This window comes from Cytophagaceae bacterium, assembly GCA_016722655.1.
GTDB lineage: Bacteria > Bacteroidota > Bacteroidia > Cytophagales > Spirosomataceae > Leadbetterella.
Genome location: JADKIR010000004.1, coordinates 2776797 through 2801834, shown reverse-complemented (window position 1 = coordinate 2801834; position 25038 = coordinate 2776797). Strand labels below are relative to the sequence as shown.

Annotated in this window: 25 protein-coding genes and 1 pseudogene; 6 read left to right on the top strand and 20 right to left on the bottom strand. The window is 37.1% G+C overall.

The features are described from left to right. Positions 1-64 precede the first annotated feature (64 nt). The gene (locus tag IPP61_12675) at positions 65-667 is read left to right on the top strand and encodes a hypothetical protein (GenBank protein ID MBL0326013.1); all 603 of its coding nucleotides are present in this window, start codon (positions 65-67) and stop codon (positions 665-667) included. Positions 668-948: 281 nt separating this feature from the next. On the opposite strand, the gene IPP61_12670 is transcribed toward IPP61_12675, so the two are convergent. The 10 genes from IPP61_12670 to IPP61_12625 all read right to left on the bottom strand — a co-directional run bounded on the left by IPP61_12670 (position 949) and on the right by IPP61_12625 (position 11323). Beyond that, complete coding sequence (locus IPP61_12670) at positions 949-1908, bottom strand: glycosyltransferase family 2 protein (protein ID MBL0326012.1); 960 nt, start codon at positions 1906-1908, stop codon at positions 949-951. 22 nt (positions 1909-1930) lie between these two features. Further along, entirely contained in the window at positions 1931-2632 is a 702-nt protein-coding gene (locus tag IPP61_12665) for a methyltransferase (GenBank protein MBL0326011.1), read from the bottom strand. Positions 2633-2635: 3 nt separating this feature from the next. Then, positions 2636-3265, bottom strand: a complete 630-nt coding sequence (locus IPP61_12660; GenBank protein ID MBL0326010.1) for a ribonuclease H family protein — start codon at positions 3263-3265, stop codon at positions 2636-2638. 3 nt (positions 3266-3268) lie between these two features. After that, entirely contained in the window at positions 3269-5038 is a 1770-nt protein-coding gene (locus IPP61_12655; protein MBL0326009.1) for a D-alanine--D-alanine ligase, read from the bottom strand. Positions 5039-5141: 103 nt separating this feature from the next. Continuing rightward, positions 5142-5387, bottom strand: a complete 246-nt coding sequence (locus tag IPP61_12650; GenBank protein MBL0326008.1) for a NifU family protein — start codon at positions 5385-5387, stop codon at positions 5142-5144. 50 nt (positions 5388-5437) lie between these two features. Next, on the bottom strand, positions 5438-5923 hold the full coding sequence (locus IPP61_12645) for a CAP domain-containing protein (GenBank protein ID MBL0326007.1): 486 nt from the start codon (positions 5921-5923) through the stop codon (positions 5438-5440). Positions 5924-5993: 70 nt separating this feature from the next. Further along, entirely contained in the window at positions 5994-7334 is a 1341-nt protein-coding gene (locus IPP61_12640; protein MBL0326006.1) for a Gfo/Idh/MocA family oxidoreductase, read from the bottom strand. A 126-nt stretch (positions 7335-7460) separates the two neighbouring features. Then, a complete protein-coding gene (locus tag IPP61_12635) occupies positions 7461-8567 on the bottom strand; it encodes an Mrp/NBP35 family ATP-binding protein (protein MBL0326005.1) in 1107 nt (368 codons plus the stop codon). A 41-nt stretch (positions 8568-8608) separates the two neighbouring features. After that, complete coding sequence (locus IPP61_12630; protein ID MBL0326004.1) at positions 8609-9592, bottom strand: GSCFA domain-containing protein; 984 nt, start codon at positions 9590-9592, stop codon at positions 8609-8611. Positions 9593-9595: 3 nt separating this feature from the next. After that, positions 9596-11323, bottom strand: a complete 1728-nt coding sequence (locus IPP61_12625) for a dihydroxy-acid dehydratase (GenBank protein ID MBL0326003.1) — start codon at positions 11321-11323, stop codon at positions 9596-9598. Between the two features lie 118 nt (positions 11324-11441). Between IPP61_12625 and IPP61_12620 the strand changes: the two genes are divergently transcribed. Further along, positions 11442-12674 (top strand): hypothetical protein, encoded by a 1233-nt coding sequence (locus IPP61_12620; GenBank protein MBL0326002.1) that lies wholly within the window; start codon positions 11442-11444, stop codon positions 12672-12674. A 7-nt stretch (positions 12675-12681) separates the two neighbouring features. On the opposite strand, the pseudogene IPP61_12615 reads toward IPP61_12620, so the two are convergent. Further along, positions 12682-13213, bottom strand: a pseudogene (locus IPP61_12615) (NUDIX hydrolase). Between the two features lie 61 nt (positions 13214-13274). On the opposite strand from IPP61_12615, the gene IPP61_12610 reads away from it, so the two are divergent. Then, a complete protein-coding gene (locus tag IPP61_12610; GenBank protein ID MBL0326001.1) occupies positions 13275-14201 on the top strand; it encodes an ABC transporter ATP-binding protein in 927 nt (308 codons plus the stop codon). On the opposite strand, the gene hpt is transcribed toward IPP61_12610, so the two are convergent. Then, complete coding sequence (gene hpt, locus IPP61_12605; protein ID MBL0326000.1) at positions 14198-14731, bottom strand: hypoxanthine phosphoribosyltransferase; 534 nt, start codon at positions 14729-14731, stop codon at positions 14198-14200. The genes IPP61_12610 and hpt overlap by 4 nt on opposite strands. A gap of 136 nt (positions 14732-14867) precedes the next feature. Between hpt and IPP61_12600 the strand changes: the two genes are divergently transcribed. Continuing rightward, positions 14868-16085, top strand: coding sequence for a tetratricopeptide repeat protein (locus IPP61_12600; protein ID MBL0325999.1), 1218 nt, complete (start codon positions 14868-14870; stop codon positions 16083-16085). Positions 16086-16121: 36 nt separating this feature from the next. Here the strand turns inward: IPP61_12600 and IPP61_12595 are convergent, their stop codons facing one another. The 6 genes from IPP61_12595 to IPP61_12570 all read right to left on the bottom strand — a co-directional run bounded on the left by IPP61_12595 (position 16122) and on the right by IPP61_12570 (position 20499). After that, positions 16122-16586 (bottom strand): Lrp/AsnC family transcriptional regulator, encoded by a 465-nt coding sequence (locus IPP61_12595; GenBank protein MBL0325998.1) that lies wholly within the window; start codon positions 16584-16586, stop codon positions 16122-16124. Positions 16587-16712: 126 nt separating this feature from the next. Further along, positions 16713-17027 (bottom strand): MGMT family protein, encoded by a 315-nt coding sequence (locus tag IPP61_12590; protein MBL0325997.1) that lies wholly within the window; start codon positions 17025-17027, stop codon positions 16713-16715. Further along, complete coding sequence (locus tag IPP61_12585; protein MBL0325996.1) at positions 17014-17583, bottom strand: DUF3109 family protein; 570 nt, start codon at positions 17581-17583, stop codon at positions 17014-17016. The genes IPP61_12590 and IPP61_12585 overlap by 14 nt, the downstream gene beginning before the upstream one ends. Continuing rightward, entirely contained in the window at positions 17580-18287 is a 708-nt protein-coding gene (locus IPP61_12580) for a LysM peptidoglycan-binding domain-containing protein (protein MBL0325995.1), read from the bottom strand. The genes IPP61_12585 and IPP61_12580 overlap by 4 nt, the downstream gene beginning before the upstream one ends. Before the next feature lie 20 nt (positions 18288-18307). Then, positions 18308-19855 (bottom strand): transglycosylase SLT domain-containing protein, encoded by a 1548-nt coding sequence (locus tag IPP61_12575; GenBank protein MBL0325994.1) that lies wholly within the window; start codon positions 19853-19855, stop codon positions 18308-18310. 2 nt (positions 19856-19857) lie between these two features. Next, positions 19858-20499: an O-methyltransferase gene (locus IPP61_12570; protein MBL0325993.1), complete on the bottom strand. Its 642-nt coding sequence runs from the start codon at positions 20497-20499 to the stop codon at positions 19858-19860. Between the two features lie 138 nt (positions 20500-20637). On the opposite strand from IPP61_12570, the gene IPP61_12565 reads away from it, so the two are divergent. Then, entirely contained in the window at positions 20638-22509 is a 1872-nt protein-coding gene (locus IPP61_12565; protein ID MBL0325992.1) for a M1 family metallopeptidase, read from the top strand. Between the two features lie 5 nt (positions 22510-22514). On the opposite strand, the gene IPP61_12560 is transcribed toward IPP61_12565, so the two are convergent. Next, complete coding sequence (locus tag IPP61_12560) at positions 22515-23021, bottom strand: hypothetical protein (GenBank protein ID MBL0325991.1); 507 nt, start codon at positions 23019-23021, stop codon at positions 22515-22517. A gap of 13 nt (positions 23022-23034) precedes the next feature. Then, on the bottom strand, positions 23035-24564 hold the full coding sequence (locus IPP61_12555) for a DUF853 family protein (protein MBL0325990.1): 1530 nt from the start codon (positions 24562-24564) through the stop codon (positions 23035-23037). 117 nt (positions 24565-24681) lie between these two features. Between IPP61_12555 and IPP61_12550 the strand changes: the two genes are divergently transcribed. Beyond that, positions 24682-24879 carry a hypothetical protein gene (locus tag IPP61_12550; GenBank protein MBL0325989.1) on the top strand — a complete coding sequence of 66 codons (198 nt, stop codon included), beginning with the start codon at positions 24682-24684 and terminating at the stop codon, positions 24877-24879. The last annotated feature ends 159 nt before the right edge of the window (positions 24880-25038 follow it).

Here is a 25038-nt window from a genome sequence, read left to right as displayed (position 1 = left end):
AATTTGATATATAATTTTACAGAATTAACTTTGTTATAATTATACGAATGAAAATCACTATTAGATGAAAAAAATTTTATTTCTGCTGGCTTTTACTGCAGTAATAGGCTGCAAAAAAGAAGACACTACTCCTATCAAAGAAAATGAATTTACCTTAGATTCCAAATCGTTTAAACTTGACCAGGCCTGGATCGAAAACTGGGGTATGCAAGATGGAATTTATAACAACGATCTTACTTTGGTTTCTTCAACTATTTCCCCGCTTCTTGACGAGGATGGTATACTTGAATATTATTCCGGAAAAGGAAATCTGATTTATCTGGAAATGTACACCAGAATTCCTAATTCCTTTGAGGTTGGTACATACCAATTCTCTGATAGTTTCGAGACAAATACTTTTGATATGGGAATAGTACTCGCAGGCTATAATTTCGATGAAGAAGATGGCGAAGGTCAGTATCTCGAGGTTGTAGATGGTACTGTAAAAGTGATAGCAATAACTGAAAAAAATATTGAAGTTGAAGTCAATTTAAAGACCGATGATGGCAATAATTTAAAAGGTTACTTTAAAGGAGCAACAAAATTGTATGATTATACCAGTGAAGCACAAGCCCGAATCAAAAATTCGTTGGTAAAAAAGTCTAAGAAGCCCAGATTTAAGCTCTAAAAATTTAAAATAAAAAAAACTTGATTGTCAGAATTTAAATTGACAATCAAGTTTTACAATTCCGCTTATTTAACAAAAAAGCTTTTAAATCTATCCTCACTTTCCTGCTTACAGTTAAATCAATTAAAAATAATTTTTATTTTCAAAACTTAACCTGGCAAGTATGCACAGGAATTCAACATATTGAAGACTTATTATTCACATTGTTGAATAATATTTTAGCCAATTATAAATCAAAACATAAGACAATAATCCATAAATCTTCACAGACAAATCCCCTTTCACACCTCCTCCGAAACAATATAATCATTATTTGTAACGCCTTGTTTTACAAAGAGTTCACCCAGAAAACCTGCCAGAAATAGCTGTGAACCAATGATGATAGCCACCAATGCAAGGAAGAAAAGAGGGTTGTCGGTGACGTTGCGGTAGGGTTGCTGCTGATAAATGGAATATAGTTTTTCGGCAATCAGATAAAAGGTAATAAATGTACCCGCAAAAAAGGATAAAACCCCGAAAAGCCCGAAGAAATGCATGGGGCGTTTGCCAAATTTATTGACAAAAGTGATGGATAGTAAATCCAAAAAGCCGTTTATAAATCGCTCCAGACCAAATTTGGTAACACCGTATTTTCTGGATTGGTGCTGCACTACTTTTTCACCAATTTTCCTGAATCCGTTCCATTTGGCAATCACAGGAATGTAACGGTGCATTTCGCCATAAATCGTGATATTTTTTACTACTTTGCTGTCATAAGCCTTTAGTCCACAATTAAAGTCATGCAAGTAAATATCTGAAATATAGCGTGTTGTAGCATTGAAAAGTTTGGTTGGTAAAGTCTTGGTGATGGGGTCGTATCTTTTCTGCTTCCAGCCCGAAACCAGGTCAAAGCCATCGGTCTTAATCATTTTGTAGAGTTCCGGTATCTCGTCAGGGCTGTCTTGCAAGTCGGCATCCATCGTGATAACCACTTCTCCGGCACATTCGTTAAATCCTACCTGCAATGCTGCGGTTTTACCGTTGTTTCGCGAAAACTTAAAACCTCTAACCTCGGGATTTTCGGCTTTTAAATCTTTGATTACCTGCCAGCTGCTGTCTGAGCTTCCGTCGTCAATAAACAATACCTCAAAAGAAAAAGCATTCTCGGTCATCACCTTTTTGATCCAGGTGAAAAGTTCCTTCAGAGATTCATCTTCGTTGTAAAGGGGAATGACTACCGAGATATCTATTTTTTCTTTCATAAAAAATTGTTTGTACAAAGGTCTAAAAAATCAGATAATAATCTTTCAATAATGGTGCAAATCTTGCAGAATACATTTCATTTTCATGGATATGAATGGTTTCAGTTTCAGGACTCTGACTATTTTCATACCCAAAACAGCAAATTTTTCTAAAAATATTTTTTTGAGGGTTATGTTTTATACTAAAATCTTTTTGTGTGAAAAGCCCATTTTCTTTCGCAAACTGCTGAAATTGAGTCATTTCAAAGGGAGGCAACAATACCCAAAAACACCCTTCGGGTTTAAGGAGTTTTTTCACTGCATCAGCAAGCTCTTTCAGCGTGAGGGAGTCATCATGCAGAGCTTTGTTTTTCCTGTTATCATCTGATTTTAAGTTATTTTGAAAAAATGGGGGGTTGCTGATTATGAGGTCGAAAGCTTGGTTATTTTTTGATGAAAAGTTTTGGATGGAATCATGAACAAGCAGAATTTGATCTGAAAACTGACAGTTTCCCACGTTGGTTTTAGCATCAATCAATGTGGCATCGTCGATTTCAACGGCAGTGATATGGATTGAAGGGTCTTTTTGTGCAAGCATTAGAGCAAGCAGGCCTGTTCCGGTACCGATGTCTAAAATCGTGGTGTTTGATTTAACCCGAGTCAAAGCTCCTAATAAACAAGCATCGGTGCAGACCTTCATGGCCGAGTTTTGCTGATGAATTGTAAATTGCTTAAACTTAAACATGGTCTATTTTCTTCCAAAATCAGCGGGGTTTTCGCCCCAGTCTTCGGTTTCCCATTTCAGAATTTTATTGCTAAAATTATTGTCTCTGAGCCATTTTTCAGCCCTTTCGAGCAAATCAAAAAGCTCATCGTTTCTTCCAGTGGGCTCCAGTTTGGTATTGGCTTTTTTCTTTTTTACCCAGGCAATGGCCGTTTTTGAATCTGAATAAATGGGCAGGTCAGAATTATGTTGTTTTAAAAATGCAAGGGCATGCACTATAGCCAAGAACTCTCCGATATTGTTGGTGCCATCCTGAAAAGGCCCTTTTTTAAATACAAAAAGCTTATTCTGTAAATATTTGCCCTGATATTCCATATCACCGGTTTTGGTGTTCCAGGCAGCATCAACCACTAATGCCTCGTGTTTTGGCTTAGGAATTTTGATTAATTTTCCGTTTGAGGCTTGCTTGGTAGAGGGATTCACCACAGCATAATAATTGCGTTTCAACGCATTTTCAGCCTCAGTTTTGCTCTCAAATGACTTGTATTGTGCACCATCAAAACCTTCAACCTGCTTCTTGCATTCATCCCATGAAGTATAAATCCCTGGTTTACGGCCAGTCCAAACGGCATAAAATTTCTGCTTTTTGGCCATTGATTACCTCACCTCAAGATTTTGCTTGCTACAATCGTAAACGGCAATATAATTTCGGATAAATTCATCATCAGAAACTTTGAAAACATTGAAATCTACATTTCCAACATAAAAATCTCTGATAGTAGCCACCTGATCAATATTTTTCTGAATAAACGGATGCTTTGGTTTTCCAATTGACATGCCAAATTCCATGATGTCGGGCTTGAACATCAGATTGAGTGGAATGCGGTATTTGCCACCGTTTTTGGCAGCACATATTGCCACCGGTTCATATTCCTCATGGCCACCGTATTGTCCAAATGCTTTTCTGGCGAAAGTATATTCCTCTTCATTTTCACCAAAAAGTATTGCAAGTTTCTTTCTGGGGTTTTGTTTGGCAACCAAAATCATTTCATCGATAGATTTCAACAAATCTCTCAGTGACTTAATATTTTTACCTGATCTGATACGCTCCCTCACCGACTGTCGAATCAAATATGTGATAGAATCGGTGATGTTGAAACCTACTTCGGCCATTTGTTTGAAAATAAACGACGCCGGCGACATGCCCGGAATAGTGTTGGGGTCATGCAGAAGTACCTCATCTTCAGGAGTTATGAAGCCATCAATACGGCTGATAACACTCATGCCGGTGATTTCGAAGGCTTTCAGAATTTTTTCGTGAATTACCTCCAGATTATGGTTGCTGGTTTCTACCGGAATCCTCTTTTTACTTACAGAAGATTTGTATTTAGATTTGAAATCAAAGGTCTGAATCTCTCCATAAACCTCTGCTGGAGGAAGTGCATAAGCTTTACCGGAATCATCCTGAATTACGCCTACCGAAAATTCCTGTCCAATGATAAACTCCTCAATCAATACGTAATCTTCGGCATTGGTTGAAGAAATTATTGCAAAATCTTTATTTATTAGGTATTTGTCTAAATATTTTAGTAATTCTGCAGGATGGTAAATGGTATCATCTTCTATCACAACAGGAAATCCGATACCCTCATCGAGATTGGACATTTTTTCCATCAGATTTTTTTTCTGACGGTTTGTAAGTTTTGACCAGTCTTTTTTGGAGATTTTTGTTTCAAAAAAACATTGGCTCATGCCTTTTGAAAACTCTTCCAGGCTGCGTTTTTTTACAATTGCTACCCCAATTGAGGAGCCTTGATGAGGGGCTTTTACAACCAATGGAAATCCAAGTTCCTGAATCAGTTCGGAGAAAACTTTAGATTTATCGGCATTTTCCCATAAATCTTTTGAAATGGTCTTGTATTTTTTGGTCTGGCCTGTTGCCAGTTCCATCAGTTTATTTTGAACAGGTTTGTCAATACCCACACCGGAGCCCAAAATGCCCGGACCCATGTATGGAATATTTAGCCACTCCATAAGTCCCTGAATATTACCGTCTTCGGCATAAGGGCCATGCATGACAACAAATGCAAAATCGATATAATCTCTTAATTCTTCGATTTTAATTTGGGAACCAATTTTATAAATAAGCTTATATAATTGGGTATCGCGAAGAGGTCCTAATGACTCAATGTAAACCTTGAAGCCATTGTTTTGATTTCGGGAAGGATAGAAACTCCTGATATCGGGCTCATAGAGTGTTTCCGGTTCTACTTTTATAAAGTTTCCGATACTATCAACAAAAATTGGAACAGGCTCAAAATACCTGCGGTCAATGTGCTCGTATGCGGTGCGTCCGCCCATAAAAGAAATCTCCCGCTCTCTGGATGGTCCCCCAAAAAAAATCCCAATTTTTATTTTTTTGCTCATAACCCTGATGTGAGTGATTAAAATAATTTGCAAGTTATAAAAAAAAAGTTGCCATTATTGAAAATGACAACCCAAGATATTTTTTTTATGGTATTCTTGCAGCTCAGGCCATGGTAAGATTTATTGCCTCAACTCTCCTGATTTCAGGTACATTTTTCAAAATTGCTTCTTCCAATCCTGCTTTAAAAGTCATTGATGACATAGGGCAAGAACCACAAGAGCCGGTAAATTCCAATACCACGGTCATGTCGTCTCTTATTTCATTCACTACCACATTGCCTCCATCGGCTATTAAATATGGCCTTACATTATCTAGTGCTTCTTCAACTTTTATATGTAAATCCTGCATTTTATTTAGAATTGGTCTTCACAAAAATAACAATTATTTGGGGGTTTGGTTTATTTTGAGGCTAAAATTTGTGTCCAGTAATTTCCAAATCTACCAACAGCCATATCTTTAAATTTCGGGTTCATAAGATTTTCACAATGAGATGGGCTATTTTTCCAATTATTAATAATCAGTGCTTCTTCGGGTTCAAAACCGGTTATTGTTTGAATATTTTCACCAAAATACTTAAATACGTAGCCATTATTGGCTATTCTTTCGGCAGGACTGGAGCCATCAGACCCTATATGAGAGAAAAAATTATTGCCGGACATATCTTTGCTGTGTGCGAATGCGGTTTTTTCCAAAAGAGTATCCCAAGACAATTCAGTTGTAGGTTGAAAGAATTTTTCTCCGCATTGGCAGCCGGATTTTCTGATTTTATTTACCTCTGATAAAAATATTTCCTGTGAATTTTTTACTTCGGGTGTCTGAGGACTATTTTTTTCGACACATGAAAATGCAATTATTATTAAAAACAAAAAGATATGGCTTTTCATGAAAATAAACGTTTTTAAACAATTATTTCGCAAAAACCATACCTTTAAGAAATTGAAAATCTGTACCTAATTACAATACAGGTAATTTCCAGCCATTTTTATAGCTGGCATTAATAAGTTTATTGGCTTCTTTATCATTAATAAATTTGCCCACATTATCATCCCAGAAAACTTTTCTGCCCAATTTATAAGAAATATTACCCATCTGAGCATTTATAGCGGCAATACTACCCGTTTCAATTCCACATTTTAGTGTATCCGGAGCATTGTTTCTGATGGCATTTACAAAATTTTGGCAATGGAAAAGTAAATAATCGTCTTCAGGCTTTTTATCAAATTTCCTTGCTTCAATTCTGGTTTTTACAACATCATTTTCACGATATTTTTCTGGAATAACCTCCCAACCTCCTCTGTTTACCACCAAAGTGCCATTATTACCGATAAACGCTATCCCTTCGGTTCGACCATAGTTACCTCCATCGATTCCGGTGGCGTGCTCCCACAACATATTGAATCCATCGTATTGATAGACAGTCTGTAAGGTGTCAGGTGTTTCAGAGGCGTCGTCGGGATATGCAAACTTTCCACCAGATGCAACGACTGAGATAGGGGCTTTTGCACCCATAGCATAAAGAGCAATATCTATTTCATGTACTCCCCAGTCTGTCATCAAGCCGCCGGCATAATCCCAGTACCAGCGGAAGTTGAAGTGGAAGCGATTGGCGTTAAATGGTCTTTTGGGTGCAGGTCCCAACCACATATCATAATCAACACCTTTAGGCACTTCAGTGTCGGGAAGTACCGGCACAGGTTTCATCCATCCCTGGTATGCCCAAACTTTCACGAGTCTGATTTTTCCCAATTCGCCTGATTTTACAACTTTAATGGCATCTTCATAGTGTGGTCCGCTACGTTGCCACTGGCCTACCTGAACGATCTTGCCATATTTTTTGGCAGCATTTTTCATGATAGTTGCCTCCTGAATAGTATTTGCAATAGGTTTTTCAACATACACATGTTTTCCCGCCTCGAGAGCACCCACCATATTAAGACAATGCCAATGGTCAGGGGTGCCCACTATTACATAATCTATGTCTTTATTTTCCAGAAGCTTACGATAGTCGCCATATAGAGCCGGTTTTTTACCCTGCAGTTTTTCAACTTGTCCTGCTCTTTCATTGAGTACATTTTGATCAATATCACAAAGGGCAATACATTCCACTCCAGGAATTTTGAGGTGTCGCTGCAAATTGGAATACCCCATACCTTTGCAGCCTATCAATCCCACTTTAAGTTGGTCAGAAGGTGAAATGATATTGAAAGTATTGTTGGCAAATGTGTTAGGAAGCAGACTCAGACCTAAACCGGTCATCGCAGCATTTTTTACGAATTCTCGTCTTGTAGTTGACATTTTATTTGGCTGAATATAAGGTTTTTGAAAACAAAAAAAACTTTAGTATTTAATGACACTAAAGTTTAATAAAATTCGTGAGTATTATTCAGATTTTCTAAGAAAAACTACATTATTTTCAAAAAATCAGACGCCTACTTTTACTTTCTCTGTTTTTGGAATATTGGCGTTTCTGATTGCAATTTGCTGGGCTAATCTCTCTGCAGTATGTGAAAATGCAATTGCAGACGGGTCTTCAGCGTCCATCATAACAGGCCTGCCCTCATCGCCACCTTCTCTGATTTTCTGAACCAGTGGGATACGACCCAAAACCGGCACATCAAATTTCTCTGCAATCTGATCGCCGCCACCCTGTCCAAAAATAAAGTACTTGTTATCAGGTAGTTCTGCCGGGGTGAAATAAGACATATTCTCAACAACACCCAGAATCGGAACATTGATATTTGGTTGGGTAAACATCGATCCGCCTTTTGTGGCATCGGCAAGGGCGACTTTTTGCGGAGTTGTCACAATCACAGCACCTGTTACGGGTACGGTCTGTACTAAAGTAAGATGTATATCGCCGGTTCCCGGAGGCAAATCGAGTAATAAATAATCCAACTCACCCCAATCTACATCATTGAAAAATTGTCTGAGTGCCTGACTGGCCATAGGTCCACGCCATACCACCGCACTATCTGGTGGTGTAAGGAAACCAATGGAAATCATTTTGATTCCATATTGCATGATTGGGGCAATCAGGTTTTTGCCGTCTTTTACCGAAACCATCGGTTGTAAATCCTGAGCACCAAACATGATTGGGATGGATGGGCCCGAAATGTCAGCATCAATAATTCCGACTTTGGCTCCTGAATTTTTCAGTGCCATGGCCAGATTAGCGGTCACAGTCGATTTGCCTACGCCTCCTTTTCCTGAAGATATTGCTATAATATTCTTTACTTCTGGTAACATGACATTCTGTGACAAAATACTGGTCACATTTGAAGTCATATTGATATTAATTTCAAAAGTATCGCCCAAATGTTCATGAATGGCAGTGATACATCTTTGCTTGATGAGTTCTTTGAGTGGACAAGCCGGGGTAGTGAGTATGACAGTGAAGCTTATTTGATTAACCCCTACTTCTATATCAGTAATCATATTGAGGGTCACAAGATCTTTTTTCAGGTCTGGTTCCTCAACAGTACTTAGTGCTTTTAATATTTTTTCTTTTGTTACGGTAAATTCTCCCATTATGATGTTTTTCTAGTTTTTAAAACAGGCTACAAGGCCAATTAGTTCTGGCTTTTTAATACTTTTTGTATCAATTCCTGCTCATCAGCAGTATTAAAATATTCTGAAAATTCTTTTATTTTTTCTTTAGTTTTTTTGAGAAAACTTAAATGTGCCTGGCTTTGGGGATTAAATGGCCTGTGGTTGAGGGCATTTTTGATTTTTTGCCATTCCAAAATTATTTTTTGAGTTTTTTCACAAAAATATTTTTCAGAAAATTTACCCAAAATATACTTTTCAGCAACTTCGGTAGGATGGATAAGGTCTTCTTTATAAAATCTATAATCCCGAAGGTCGTCAATCATAATTTCAAAAGCCGGAAAATATTCCACATCGTGATATTTTCGAGTCAACTCATATGTAACACTTCTGAGAAAAGATTTTGAAACGGCATTTAATTCCAGGCTGTCTTTTGTATGTCGAACCGGGCTAACAGTAAGTAAAACCTTTACATTAGAGTTTATTTTTTTTAAATTATTATAGATACTTTCAAAAATATCTAATTGTTCGGAAATTTCTAAAAGTTTTTTTTCAAAAATTACGGATGGTTTTTTATGGCAATTTGAGACAATATTTTGATATTCAACATGTTGATAAACCCATGATGTGCCGAGAGTTAATACAATGACATCAGCTTTTTGGAGGAAATCTCCAGTAAATTTGCACTTTTCTTCAATCTGAATTTTTAACAAATCCTTAGAAACAGCACTGATTTCAGAATGAAAATCATGATGAAAAAATATATCATCAGTGCTTGTAAAAAGTTGATCATCAATGTTTTTCAAGCCCAGGGCATAATCAAAAAGCTTTTCAATTGATTTGAGATTAAAAACTGTCCCAAAAGGGTTTCTCAGGCAATGAAATTTGTTTTCAGAAAGAAAACTACCGATTACATCACTGAAACATGAACCCAAACAAAAAACAGCAGTTTGATGATTTATTTCAAAACTGCCGTTTTTAGGTTCTATTTCGGTTCTGAATTTCAAATTCTAATGTGATTCTCTTTTTACCTCACTTCCCGACTTTCCTACCAGGAAGTCGCAGTCGGCACCCAAATGTGCCTGATTGACGGTTTCGATATAAAGCTTGGCATAACCTCTGTCATACCCTAAATCAAGTGGTTTCCAATTGGCTCTTCTCTTTGACAGTTCTTCATCACTAACAACCAGATTCAAACTTTTATTGGGAACATCTACTTCAATCAAGTCGCCGTTTTCGACCAAAGCAAGGTTACCCCCAATGGCTGATTCCGGACTCACATGCAAAAATACGGTACCAAAAGCAGTACCGCTCATTCTGCCATCAGAAATTCTTACCAAATCAGTTACTCCTTTTTCAATTAGCTTTTTAGGCAATGCCATATTTCCTACTTCAGGCATACCCGGATAACCCTTTGGACCCACATTTTTCAATACCATCACTGAATTTTCGTCAATTTCAAGGTTAGGATCATCTATGCGTGCGTGATAATCTTCTATGGTTTCAAATACAACTGCATTGCCTTTATGTACCAACAGACTGTCTGTTGAGGCAGAAATCTTGATTACCGCTCCATCGGGGCACAGATTGCCTTTTACCACAGTGATTCCGGCTTCTTTTTTCAAAGGGGTCGCGATTGGGCTGATAACCTCTGTATTCCAGTTTCTTGCTTTTGCAGAATTCTCCACAATTGATTTTCCGTTTACAGACATGGAGTCTTTCCGAAGTAGTTCAGAAAGTTCTTTTATCACCACAGGAAGCCCCCCCGCATAATAAAAGTCTTCCATCAAATATTTCCCCGATGGCATGAGATTAACCAGTAGCGGAATTTTACTTCCCAACTCATCAAAATCTTCCAGACTTAAATCAACATCCATTCTTTTGGCAATTGCCAAAAGGTGGAGAATCAAATTGGTAGAGCCACCAACTCCAGCGTTGACTTTAATTGCATTTTCAAATGCGGCTCTTGTCAGTACTTTATCGATGGTCAGATTCTCTTTTACCATTTCTACTGCCCTGATTCCGCTCATGTGTGCCAGCATTTTTTTGCGGGAATCCACCGCAGGAATTGCACTTATGCCTGGCAATGTTAATCCAAGAGCTTCGGTCATCACAGCCATGGTTGATGCGGTTCCCATGGTAGAGCAGTGGCCGGCAGAGCGGCTCATGCAAGCTTCTGCTTCTTCAAATTCCTCTTCTGACATTTTTCCTGTACGCAGGTCATCGGCAAATTTCCAAACATCTGTACCGGAGCCTATGTCTCGTCCCTGAAACTTACCATTGAGCATAGGGCCTCCAGGAACCACAATAGTGGGTAAACCCACGCTGGCAGCACCCATAACCAATGATGGTGTTGTTTTGTCGCAGCCCGTCAATAAAACCACCGCATCAAATGGATTTCCTCTGATGCTTTCCTCGACTGACATAGAGGCAAGATTTCTATACAACATGGCGGTAGGTCTGATGATTGTTTCACCAAGCGACATCACCGGAAATTCCAATGGAAAACCACCGGCTTCATACACTCCGTTTTTTACAAATTGGGCAATTTCTCTGAAATGCCCGTTACAAGGTGTAGTTTCTGACCATGTATTGCAAATGCCAATTACCGGTTTGCCCTTAAACTGATGAGCTGGATAGCCCTGATTTTTTATCCAGGATCTATAGATAAAACCGTCTTTTCCGGTCTTTCCGAACCAATCGCGGCTCCTTTGTTTTTGAGAATTTTCTAAGTCCATTTGTTTATATTGGTTGAATAATAATTCTTTTGAAAAAAATATAATCGTGACGTAAATATAGGTAAAACCATGATTTTTTCGTTTTTTTGTATTTGAAATTAAAACTTTAAACTCGAAGATGGATCTATTTGAAAGCTTTAACCAATTGGTTGATCCTGAATTTATATCAAAATTAAAATCTAACATCTCTGATAATATGGGAGATGTAGAAACTGCTCTAAAAGGGGTGCATTATACATTGGTGGCTGGTTTGATAAGACGCTGCAACAGCGATATAAGTGCAGGAATGCTTTATAACCAGGTACAGGAAAAGTATAAAAAAAGTGGTTTGGAAGAGGGCTGGACTTCAAAATTGTCAAATAGTGGATATCTGAATAATATAGTAAATGATGGTACCAAAATCATAAGTCAGATTTTTCCTGCTTACAAAAGTCCGCTTCTAAGCATGATTGGTTCTTATGCAGGTACAAGTAAAAATACTACTGTAATTGTCTCAGGAGTTACGGCCACTGTTTTGATTGATTATATTGGTTCAAAATTGAAAGCTGAAAAATGGGATAAAGATCAGATGGTGTATTTTCTGAAACAACACCATGAAGCTTTACTTAAAGAAGCCCCCGAAAATCTGATGGAAAAAATGGTTCCTGCTTTGGGATTACAGGAGTTGTTGACTACCAAAATTGTACCTTTGAAAAAACCTGAACCCTCTCACGTAAAAGTGCCTGCGATTGAGGAACAACCTCAGGTGGAATCTAAGAAAATATATAATGATGAGGAAACTGAAAATTCAGGCACATTTTTAAATAAAAAAGTTCTAATCGCACTCTTTGCAATTATTGTCTTAGGAGGAATAGCGTATTTTTATTGGGTTACAAACGGCACATTTGGCCTTGCAAAATCAGAAACTGAAGACACCGAAATGGTCGATGAAGAGCTTCAATTTGCTGATTCTCTGGCAACAGCTGCTGCTGATACTGTAAAAAAAGATTCTGTAAAAGTTGTACCGGTGGCTCCATCTGAGCTCAATCTATTAACCGCTTATTTAGCAGGAAGTGAGGCGGCCGGGAAATCTTTCGACTTTAAAAACATACAGTATATTGATAAAACCTTCGAATTGAGTTCAACTTCTTTGCCGGTTGTAGATAGTTTGGTGGCATTGATGAGTGCAAATTCTAATTTGCAAATTAAAATTACGGCTTATTCTGAGGAAGGTGACACTAAACTCAATAATAAAAGGGCTTTCGCTGTTAAGAAAGTTTTAATTTCGAAAGGTATCAATACTATCAGAATTGATGCAGCTTCGGGTGGTAAAGGTGGTAATTATCCAACAATCAAGGTTGTTTCAAAATAAGAACCATTTACAAAATCTTATCTGGATTTGTCAATGATAAGAAGTTGAATGCGTGGTCGTTATTATATTTTTCTTTGTTGAGATAATAATAATAAGCACCTTTTTTCGAAAATCCCTTTTGTTTTTCTAATGTTTTAATCAGAAAACCGGTTGCGAGTAATTTTCTGGTGAAATTCCTTTTGTCAAATTCAGTATTAAAAATTGCCTCATAAAGTTTTTGAAGCTGAGGCAATGTAAATTTAGGCCTTGTATATTACTGATACAGTACGCATTACGGGGTCCCTATCTGGATTTCCAAAGGCGGCAATTTGCTCAAGGTATACATCTCTTAAGCCGGTGTGTTCAAACAATACCCTGTGAGCGGCGTCGTTGAGTCCTTCGTCGGGTTTTAGCCACCCTCCCATGAGTGACCATGTATTTGTGTCGTCTTCGAGTCCACGTTTAACCAGCAAAAGCTTGAGGTTTTCTCCGTCAAATCCAAAAATTATTGAATCTACGGCCACTAAGCATGCTGTTTGTTGTTTATATAAATTGAGCATGTTATAGGTTTTTTCAAAATTACGCAAAAATATTTTGCTCTGCTACCTACATTTGTAAAATATGATGAAAATAGATAATATTTCTTATTCATTCCCTCAGGATTTTGCCCTGAAAAATATCAAATTTGATCTTGGAAAAGGTCAAATACTAGGTTTAATTGGCCATAGTGGCTCTGGGAAATCGACTTTACTGAAAATAATGGCAGGTTTATTAGAGCCAGACAGCGGAACCGTTTTTTTTGATGGGGAGGTTTTACCACCCCCTTCTAAAAAATTAATTCCGGGTCATGAAAAAATAAAAATGGTGACACAGCAAAGCAGCCTTTTTCCAAATATCAATATTGCCGAAAATATTTGCTACGAAATACGGTATTTTACAAAAGAGTATCAGCAAAAAAGGTTAAAATATTTGGCCAAAAGGTTAAATATAAGTCATTTGCTTGGGAAAAAGGTCTCCGAATTATCCGGTGGAGAAATCCAGAGAGCAATGCTGGCGAAATCTCTTGCCGATGAACCTTCGGTGCTATTATTAGATGAACCTTTTGCTAATCTCGATTCTTTAAATAAAAAGAGGATTATTCTGGAGTTAATAAAAGTGCTGAAAAACGAAAATATTTCCTGTGTTTTGGTGACACATGAAATCAGAGATGCTTTCGGGATAGTCGATAATCTTTTGATTTTGAAAAATGGGAAATTCATACAGTCGGGTACTTCTGAGCAGATTTATTTTTCGCCTAAAAATGAATATGTGGCAAAATTGACAGGAGAGGCATTTATTTCAGCAGACAGGAAATATTTTTTCAGACCGGAAGATATAATTTTAGACTCGGAAGGCGAATACCAAACCAGGGTTTTAAATAATGTTTTCCTTGGGGCCAATTATGAAGTTTTTATCGAAATCGAAGGTAGAATTGTGTTTTTTTTCAGTAAAAAGCCATTAGAATTAAATTCAGAAATTGGTGTTTCTATTCAAAAAAGTTACTTTTAATCTTCAGTTTTAATGTAAATCGCAGGTAGATTTCTACCGTAACCATTATAGTCTAGCCCGTATCCAACCACAAACTGGTTCTCTATTTCGAAACCAACATAGTTAAGCTTCAGGGGAATCAGCGTAGCTTCGGGTTTATGAAGAAGTGTAATAACCGAAATTGAGGCAGGATTCTGAGATTTTACAGTGTCAAGGATAAACTGTAGCGTTCGGCCGGTATCTACTATATCTTCAATTACAATTACGTGACGGTCAGAAAGGGGTTGATTTATGCCAATCAACTCTTTCATTTTTCCGGTGGATTCCGTGTTTACATAACTGTTGACTTTTAAAAAGCTGATTTCACATGGCACAGAAATATTTTTGAAAAGGTCAGCAGCAAACAGGAAGGAGCCATTAAGGATTCCTAAAAACAAGGGTTTCTTCTCAACAAAATCAAGATTAATCTTTTCAGATATCTCTTTTACCCTTTTTAATATGTCTTTTTCTGGTATAAATTCCTCAAATTTCAAATCCTCGATTTGGATCATGCCGGCTTTTTTTTTCGCAAAAATAAAATAATAATTTGTTAAAATAAGGCTTTTGAGAATTGCACGATAGAAATTTCTATAATTTTGTTATACAATTTGGATTGTCCAAATTCGTTTTTCAAAAAACAACAACAAATTGAAAAGGTTAATCGTAGTTTTTATTTCTTCTTTTTTATTTTATCCTACACATGCTCAACTATTTGCATTTTTAAATAGTAAAGAAGCACCCAAAGCTGAACTGCTTCTGACTGATCGTGGCATACAAATCGCTACCACAGCTGCGGTTAACAATATGTATAATTTTAATTTTTATGAAGCCGAAAAAGAATTTAAATGGCTTAAAGTAAAATATCCGGAGCATCCTCTTGGGGACTTTATGTTGGGTTTAAACGAATGGTGGAAAATTGTACCCGATACAAAACAAACCCTATTTGACGAACAGTGCCATAATTATATGGATGGAGCAATTGAAAAAGCGGAAGAGATGCTTGATAAAAATAAAAAAAATAAAGAGGCTGCTTTTTTTATGTGTGCTGCTTATGCGGTAAAAGGAAGGCTCTATGCCGAACGTGAAAAATGGGTAAAATCCGCCTGGGCAGGAAAGCAATCCATAAAATATCTCGATAATAGCCGGGGTGAAGAAAATATCAACCCTGAATTACTATTTGGCGATGGAGTTTATAACTATTATTCCAAATGGATTCATGAAAATTATAAATCCATGAAACCTCTGCTCACATTTTTCAGGAAAGGGGATAAAAATCTAGGAATAAGACAGCTTGAAAACGTGGCCAACAATGCCTTTTATTCCAGAATGGAAGCACGGTATTTTCTTATTCAGATTTATGCCATGGAAAATCAATCCAGTAAATCGTTGCAGATGTCTCGTCAAATGCATGCTTTGTACCCCAACAATTCTTTTTTTCATAGATATGTGGCCCGAAATGCTTTTTCGCTCGGCAGACTTGACGAAGCGGAAGTTTATGCAAAAGAGCTTTTGACTAATCTGGAAAATAAAAAATATGGTTATGGTGCCAATGATGGCCGATATGGAGCGTATATTCTGGCCTATGTAAATGAAAGATATTACAGGAATATTTTACAGGCAAAATTCCACTACCAGCAGTGTATTAATTATTCATTAGAAAATGACACCAAGGAATCGGGATATTATGTGGCTGCCAATAAAGCTCTGGCAAAGATCGCTTTGAGTGAAAAAGACTATAAAGGAGTAGTGGAGTATTATGGTGAAGTAATGAAAAATACCGACAAGAAGTCCACCGATTATCAGGAAGCCAAAAAAGCACTGCAGGATTTGACTAAAATGTTAAAATCAAAAAAGGGGAAAAAGTAATTTTCCCCCTCAAGTATAAATTAAATTTCAATAATTTCAAGGTATAGGTAAAACCTTCGAAGATTTGAAAGTAGAAAGTATCACCATGGTTTGGGTACTGGCTACTACTTCTATCTCGTTGATGGTCTCCATGATAAGTTTTTGATAAGAGGCGATGTCACGAGCAATTACTTTAAGTAAAAAATCGCATGAGCCTGTTACATGATGACATTCAATAATTTCAGGTACACTTTCAATTGTATTTACAAATGTCTCTGTTATTGATTTTCTGTGCCCGGAAAGCGTCACTTGTACAAATGTCATAACGCCTAATCCAACTTTTTCTCTATCGATGAGAGCATGATAGCTCTCTATTATTCCCAGATTTTCTAATTTTTTAACACGCTCAAGAGTTGGGGCGGGTGATAGTCCTATTTCTTTTGAAAGCTGAGCGTTGGTTATTTTTCCATTGCTCTGCAGAATTTCTAAAAGTTTGTGATCTATCTGATCTAATTTTGCCATATTTGTTTTATTGATGAGTACAAAATAAAATTTGGTGTAAAGATAATATTTTAACGTAAAATTTTTAAAAAAAATTATTAAACTTTAATTAAATTTTATTTTCGGGTAATTTTTAATACAAAACAGTCAAAGGCTTAATTCGGTTTCAGGATCCCAAAAAATTTCTTTGAAATTCTGAATTTTATCTTTGATTACGGTAATGCCTTCATTTTCAAGTAATTCCTGCATAAGCGTTGATGTGGCAAAATGATTTTTTCCTGTGAGTAATCCTGCGTGGTTAACAACCCTGTGAGCGGGAACATTTTTAATATGAGAAGCATTCATGGCCCAACCCACCAAACGAGCCCCGGTTCCTAAATATTTAGCGATTGCACCGTAAGATGTGACTCTTCCCTCTGGGATCAGTCGGGCTACCTCATACACTTCCTCAAAGTTTTGCATCGATTATCTCTTGTTCCAATTGTTGATACCATTCTTCACCATAGGCTCTGATGAGAGGTTCTTTAAGGAATTGATAAACAGGGACACCTAATTTTTCACCTAAAGAGCAAGCATCGCTACAAATGCTCCAGCGGTCATAATTTATAGCGTGGTAGTGCTCGTATTTTGTGATTCTGATTGGATACAGATGGCAGGAAATCGGTTTTTTGAAATCTATGACTCCGTCGTTATAGGCTTGTTCAATGCCACATTTAAGCACTTTATTTTCGTCATATATGGCATAGGCACATTCTTTTTCGTCAATAGTAGTAGTAGAATAGTCTCCTTCCCAATCTTTTATATATTTACCCTGTGCTTCTATTGCCTCTATTCCTTCTTTTGATAAATAAGGCTTTACTTTTTCATAGATTTCTTCAAGTACCTGTAATTCCACTCCTTCAAGTGGTGCACCCAAATCGCCCTCTACACAACAAGCACCTTTGCATTTTTCAAGATTACATACAAAAAATTGCTCGGCTACGTCATCACTGATGCAGGTGTCATCAATTAATATCATTTTTTTACGATTATACTTTCCCCTATTTTAATATCATTTCCGCTCAGGTTGTTCCATTTCCGTAAGTCATTGAGGCTAACTTCAAATTTTCTTGAAATGCTATACAATGTCTCGCCTGCTGCCACTTTATGATAAATGGATTTCCCTGTTGGTTCACTTGATTTATTAGTTTCCGATTGACCTGTTTTCCCAACAATCAAACTTTCTCCAACAGATATTGAATAATCAGACAAACCGTTTAATTGTTGCAATTCTTTTACTGTTAAGCCATATTTTTTACTGATACTAAACATGGTTTCACCGGCTGCAACTGTATGCATTTTAACTGAGCCTGATGTAGGTTTTTTTGCCGGTCTTTCAGGTGCTTTTTCGGCAGGTTTTGTATTTGAGGTTTCTGGTTTTTTAGCGGTCTCCGTTTTAGCAACTTCTTCAGTTGGATATACCTCAGGTTTAACCGGAACAGTGCCCTTGCTTACGATCAAAACCTGATTGTACTTCAAAGACTCTGACGGGGTCATGTTATTGAGTTTTCTAAGTTGATCTACAGTAAGGCCATATTTTTTCGAAATCGAAAATAGTGTCTCTCCTTGTTTTACTGTGTGCTTGGTGGCGACAGTTGACCCGGTTGGTTTTTTTGTAGGTTCAGTGCCCACTGGTTTTGATTTTTCGGTTTTGTTTTCAAAAATACTGTCCTCAGGTTTCATAGGTTCAGTGTTTTTGACTATCACTTTTGGTTTATCCTTAACTTCCTCTTTCTTAGGTTCCTCTTTCTTAACTTCTTCTTTTTTAGTTTCTTCTTTTTAGTTTCAGGTACCAAAATTGGTTTTACCGGCGATTCAGTGACTGGTTTATCCACATTAGGCTCCAGTTCTTCAAATCTGTTCTTTTTCGGTTCTGGTTTGGTTTGAGCCACCTCATCAGGTTTTTTCTCAAAAGATTCTTTGATCGGAAGTTTATTTTCTGATTCAATCGCCTCTTTTATGATTTCAATAGGTTGATTTTTAGGTCTCGTTTTCTGCATCCAAATTACCCTTCCGGCTTGAAGCGGCTCATTGGCTTTCATTCGATTGTAAGATAATAAGGCTTTTAGTTTTACACCGTACATCTGCGAAATCTCCCACAAGCTTTGATTAGGCCTGGCCGTATGGAATTGGGTAGCAGCTTTTTTATTTTTTGACTGCAAATAATACACATTTCCTTCTTTGGTGATATCCTTTTCGGTCATATCATTGTAAGCAAGGAATTTTTTAAGTTTAACTTTCGCTTTAGCGGCCATTTGAGCAGCTTCTTCTCCCGGTTGGGAAAGAATACCTTTTTTACCGTTTATTTCATAGAAAATGGGGGAATCAGGAGAAGTAGATACCATCGTGATCCTTTTCAACTGAGGGAAACCCAGATTGGCAGACCTGAAATCAGTACGTTTTTTGATTTTTTCTGTTAACTCATCAATTTCTTCAATTTTTGAAAGAATCAGTATATTGTAAATTTTATCATTTGGAAGGCTGGCTCCGTAAAGCCAGGGATTGTATTTTCTTAAATCGTTTATATCTACGGTCAATTCCACCGCAATTTCTGCAAATGACTTATTTTGAGTCGGATAATCGATAAATTTTCTTGGAGAATCTTTGAGCCTGTTGAGCCTGTGCTCATAAGCTATCCTGTTTGCCAAAGCTTTAATCAAATAAGGATGGGTATTTTCGTCAAATTTGACTTCACTCGCAAACGACCATTCAACCGGTATTTTTTCAGAGGCTCCCTGAACGCCCAAATTGTAAGACAACATACAGGATATCCAGTTTTTGAAGATCAAATTGTTTCGTTTAAGATAATTGGCGGCAGCCTTTGTAGCTTCATGAATATTTTTTCTTTCATCTACATTGTTGTTGATTATCAATCCTGCTTCTTTACCTGTAGGTTCTTTAAATTGCCAAAAACCCACTGCATTAGAGCTTGAAAGAGCTTCAGGAAGCAATGAACTCTCCATAACTGAAAGATATTTGAAGTCCTCAGGAAGATCTTCTTCTGCAAGGATTTTCTCAATTATTGGAAAATACCACTGCATTCTCTCCAGTTTTTGTTCCAGAAATTTGTTTTGAGGTGTAAGTAAACCTACCACTTCGGTGCTAACATTTTTTTGTGCTTCGGGAGTCAACTCGACCACAATGTTGGCAAATTCTATTTTTTTGGGTACTTCCGGAATACTAATCTGAGTTTGTGCAATGACACCATAACTCACCGAAATCGCAATTAGGAAAGAAAAGAAACGTTTCATATTTATTTTATTTTTCTGCTGACGAACAAGCCGTCGCGAATGGGAAAAAGCACTTTTTGAGTCCTGTTATCATTTTTCAGATGGTCATTAAACTGTCTGATGGCTATTGTGGTAGAATCATTTTTAGTTTCATCCATCACTTTTCCATCCCACAAAACATTGTCACTGATAATTAGACCACCCAAATTTACTTTATCAATTACTAAATCGTAATAATTTTTATAATTTAATTTATCAGCATCAATAAAAACCAGATCAAATTTTTCATCTAGTTTTGGAATTACCTCAAGAGCATTTCCAATGATAAGCTCTATTTTATCGCTAATTCCTGCAAGTTTTATATTGTTCAAAATTACGCTTTCAAGCTCTTCGTTGGCTTCAATCGTAATTAATTTACCGTTGTCTGCCAAGCCTTCTGCAAGGCATATCGCCGAATACCCGGTAAAAGTGCCAATTTCAAGAATTCGTTTTGGGTTTACCAGACTTGAAAGTAAAGCCAGAACTCTGCCTTGAAAGTGACCAGATAACATTCTGGGCTTAAGCTGATTGAGCTGTGTACTTCTGTCAATAATCTTCAGTGCCTCAGGCTCAATATCGCAATATTCCTTACAATAAGATTCTGTTTTGCTTTCTATTAATTCCATCTGTTTGCAAAAATAAAAATAATATTTTGTAAATTCCAAATTTATTGTCTATATAATATTTTCAGAAAAAAATGAAAATACATATTTTATCACTAATTTCTTTTTTCTTTTTGTAATTTTGAAAAAAAATAGTTCCAATTGAAAACCCTAAAATTACTTCTGACATATCTTTTGGTAGTATTTGGCTTTGAAGCATTTTCCCAGGCTTCCAGAGCTGATTATGATATTTCGGTGGTACTAAAACCCGAAATAAAGACGATTTTTGGCACACAAAAAATGAAGTGGACCAACGGCTCAAACAAGCCGGTCAATGAGTTGCAGTTTCATATGTATCTCAATGCATTTAAGGACGAAAACTCTACTTTTTTTAAAGAGTCGGGCGGAATGTTACGAGGCGACAAAATGGATACCACCCAATTAAGAAATTTCGGCAATATCTATCTGAGTCACTTTGCAATGAAATCAGGAGAAAGCCTTTTGAAAAAAGTGGAATATTTTCAACCTGATGATTTTAATAAAAATGACAAAACAGTCTTCAAAGTTAAATTGAATCAATCGGTTAAGCCCGGACAAACTATTGAGCTTGATATTTTTTTCAAGGCTGTTTTACCCAAAATATTCGCCCGTACAGGCTGGGCAAGGGATGACTTTTTTATGGTAGGACAGTGGTTTCCCAAAATAGGTGTTTTGGAAAAAGACGGAACCTGGAATTGCCATCAGTTTCATGGAAATACTGAGTTTTATTCCGATTTTGGTACTTATAATGTATCAATTACACTTCCTGAAAGGTTTGTGGTTGGTGCTTCAGGACTGAAAATATCAGAACAAAGAAATAAAGATAAAACCAAAACATTTAAATATTTGGCCCAAAATGTACATGACTTTGCATGGACCGCATCACCAAAATATATCAAAACTGAAAAGAAATATAAAGGAATAAGCATTACAGCTTTGATGCAACCTGAGCATCAATATATGGTTGACAGGTATTTTGAATCGGCACAAAATGCTATTTCTTATATGGAAACCCATGTAGGCAAATATCCGCATCCCTCATTGGTTCTGGTTGACCCTTCTCTGGCTGCTTCAGGTGCAGGAGGAATGGAGTATCCCATGCTCATTACACTGGGTTCTTATTGGGGAATCGGGAAAAATATCAGAATGCAGGAAGTGGTCACAATCCATGAGTTTGTCCATCAATATTTTCAGGGGATGTTGGCCAGTAATGAGTTTGAAAACAGCTGGATGGATGAAGGTTTTACACAATATTTTGAAGGGAAGATCATGGATAGATTCTATCCAAAGGGTTCTCAGGTTGATCTTTTAGGTTTTAAACTTAACGATTTGGCTGTTTCAAGGTCTTCTTATACAGGTATGGATTTTCCTGAAATTACTGAGATTCGTCGCAACTCCTGGCAATATCCCAGTGGTACTTATGGTGTGATGAGTTATTTCAAAACAGCCACCTGGCTCAAAACGTTAGAGGGACTTTTGGGAGAAAAAAACATGATGCTTTTAATGAAAACCTATTTTGAGCGTTTTAAATTTCGCCATCCACAACCTCAGGATTTTATCAATGTTGCCAATGAAATTGCTTTAAGAAGTACTAAATTTAAGGATTTGAACTGGTTTTTTGATCAGGTTTTGTATTCTTCCGTTTCATGTGATTACACAGTGGGTAGTCTGATTAATGCTCCGCGGAAAATAAAGCCATTTGGTTATTTTACGATTTACAGAAAAGGCGATATGAAAATGCCCGTTGAGGCCAAAGTGATGTTTACTGACAATACTTATCAATCTATCTCGTGGGACGGTCAGGAAACCAGCAAGAAATTCAGGTTTTCAAAGAGGATAAAATTTGTACAAATTGATCCTGAATACAAAAACTGGATGGATTTAAATATGATTAACAATTCCATTTCAGCCAAAGAACCTACCAAAGTGGCTTCAAAGTTTGCAGTAAAAGTTTTGTTCTGGGTTCAGAAAATGTTGTTTTGGTTTGGGTTGTAGAAAAATCACTTTTCCAAATACCTAAAAACAGCATCCAAATCAAATTCATCTTCACCTGATGCTACCAAATAGTCTTTTTTGTTGAGGGAAGGTTTTCCTTCTTTGAGGTAGGCTTGCCAAATATGGTCGATATACCAAGTTGGAACATATCCCCAGCGGGAATCAGCCGATTTTCTGATAATAAATGTACGTTTGGAAATTTTTACAAAAATCCGCTTATCATAAAGTGTGTTGAGCCATGCGTCATGAAAAGCAAAGAAACCATCGACAATCACTACATCAAAGCGACTTTTAAAGTCAGCTACTACTTCGTAAAGTAAACTATGATCTATCGAAAGTGGTGACTCCCAGTCGGTTTTGTTTCTGATTTTCGGTATTTGAGTTTCGGGAAATACAAAGTCATCCTGATGGAAAATGATAGCTTTTTTGCCAGTTTTCCTAAAATGCGTAACCAGGAGGTTTGCAAGTGTACTTTTACCGGACCTGCTCGGCCCACCGATTCCAATCAGCATTTAGTTCATAATTTTAAAACCAGCTTTTTGTTTTTTTACCGCTCATACCCAAAGCTCCCAATAAAGATCTTGTGATTATGCTTGCAGCGGTGCGTCCGATTTGACGGGTCACCGAACTGTTTAATATGGTTTCCAAAGTTGATTTTTCTTTTTTACCACTGTTTTTGGGAGAATCTTCTGCCTCATCAGCCTCATCAAGTTTGCCGTTCAATATTTCATAGGCACTTTCCCGATCAATTATCTCGTTATATTTTTCGGCAATTTTTGAGCTGTTTACTATTTCCTCTATTTCGTCATCGGTCAATACATCCATTCTGCTACGTGGAGGACACATAAAGGTCACTGCCAGCGGAGTAGGAATGCCTTTTTCATTCAAACAAGTAACCAAAGCTTCACCTATTCCCATCGATGTCAGGATATCTTCTGTTTTATAAAAATCAGTTTCGGGATAGTTTCCTGCGGCTTCTTTAATGGCTTTTCGATCGTTAGCTGTAAATGCTCTTAATGCGTGTTGCAATTTTAATCCTAATTGTGCCAAAACTGATGCCGGCACATCCTGGGGATTTTGCGTGCAAAAATAAATACCCACGCCTTTAGAACGTATCAGTTTGATAACTGTTTCTATTTGCTGAAGCAAGGCTTTTGTAGCTTCCTGAAAAACCAAATGTGCTTCATCAATAAAAATAACCAGTTTCGGCCTGTCTTCATCTCCGGCTTCGGGCATTTTGGAGTATAATTCAGCCAAAAGACTTAACATGAAGGTGGAAAATAGCTTAGGTCGGTCCATTAGGTCTGTCACTCTCAATACAGAAATCATCCCCCGGCCTTCTTTATCAATTCGCATCAAATCTTCGATGTCAAACGAAGTTTCTCCAAAAAACACATCTGCACCTTGTTGTTGCAGCTCAATAACTTTTCGCATGATAGTACCCAACGAAGTTGATGACATACGACCGTATGAATTTTCGAATTCATCTTTGCCTTCATCGCTGAGAAACTGTATTACCCTGATCAGGTCTTTGAGGTCGAGTAAAGGAAGCTTATTGTCATCACAATATTTGAATAAAACTGAAAGTATTCCTTCCTGAGTCTCATTTAATCCAATGATTTTGGACAATAGAATAGGTCCAAATTCGGAAACCGTTGCCCTGAGACGGGCTCCTTTCTCGTCACTTAGCGTAAGAAACTCAACTGGAAAGCCCATCGGGGTGTATTCAATGCCGGCAGCGTCGGTTCTTTCAATAATAAAGTCTTTGGCTTCTCCCTCTTTGGCTATTCCGCTTAAATCTCCTTTGATATCCATCAACAGAACCGGTACACTTGCATCGCTCAGGTTTTCTGCTAATACCTGTAAACTTTTGGTTTTACCAGTACCAGTGGCTCCGGCAATCAGCCCATGCCTGTTCATTGTTTTGAGTGGTATTTTTATTTGAGTACCTTCAACTACATCATTATCAAGTTTTGCTGCACCCAATATTATGGAATCTCCCTTAAATTGATAACCGGTTTTTATATGCTCCGAAAATTTTTCAGTCTTTGACATTAATCTAAATAGAATTTTTCAATCGCAATTTGAGAAATCTTAAGATTAGAATGAAATTTTTCTGAAATTATTCCGGATTATCCTTGTATTGAGTAATATTTTTGCAAAAAAAACCTTTTGGAAGATTTACTAAAAAAGCTTGCCCTTTTTCTTTTCATAGCTTCAGGGCTTATGATATTTGTAATAATGGTAATATTGGTACAAAATTTTTCAGGAAATTATCCTGAAAGTAAAATTTCAGGATTCTATGTTGCTATATGTGTAATCCTGCTGGCATCAGGATTTTACTTAAGAAATTTATCAAAGAGACAGTGAAAACCTGAGGTTGTGGATTAAACAGCCTGCTTAAATCGAATTTTTTGCATCAGCATGGCCACGGTTGCAAAGAGCCCTGATTTTCAGAACTTTCAATTCCCGTTTGTCGTGGGTTAATATTGATGCGAATTTTATATTTTTTTCTAATACAAAAAAGTA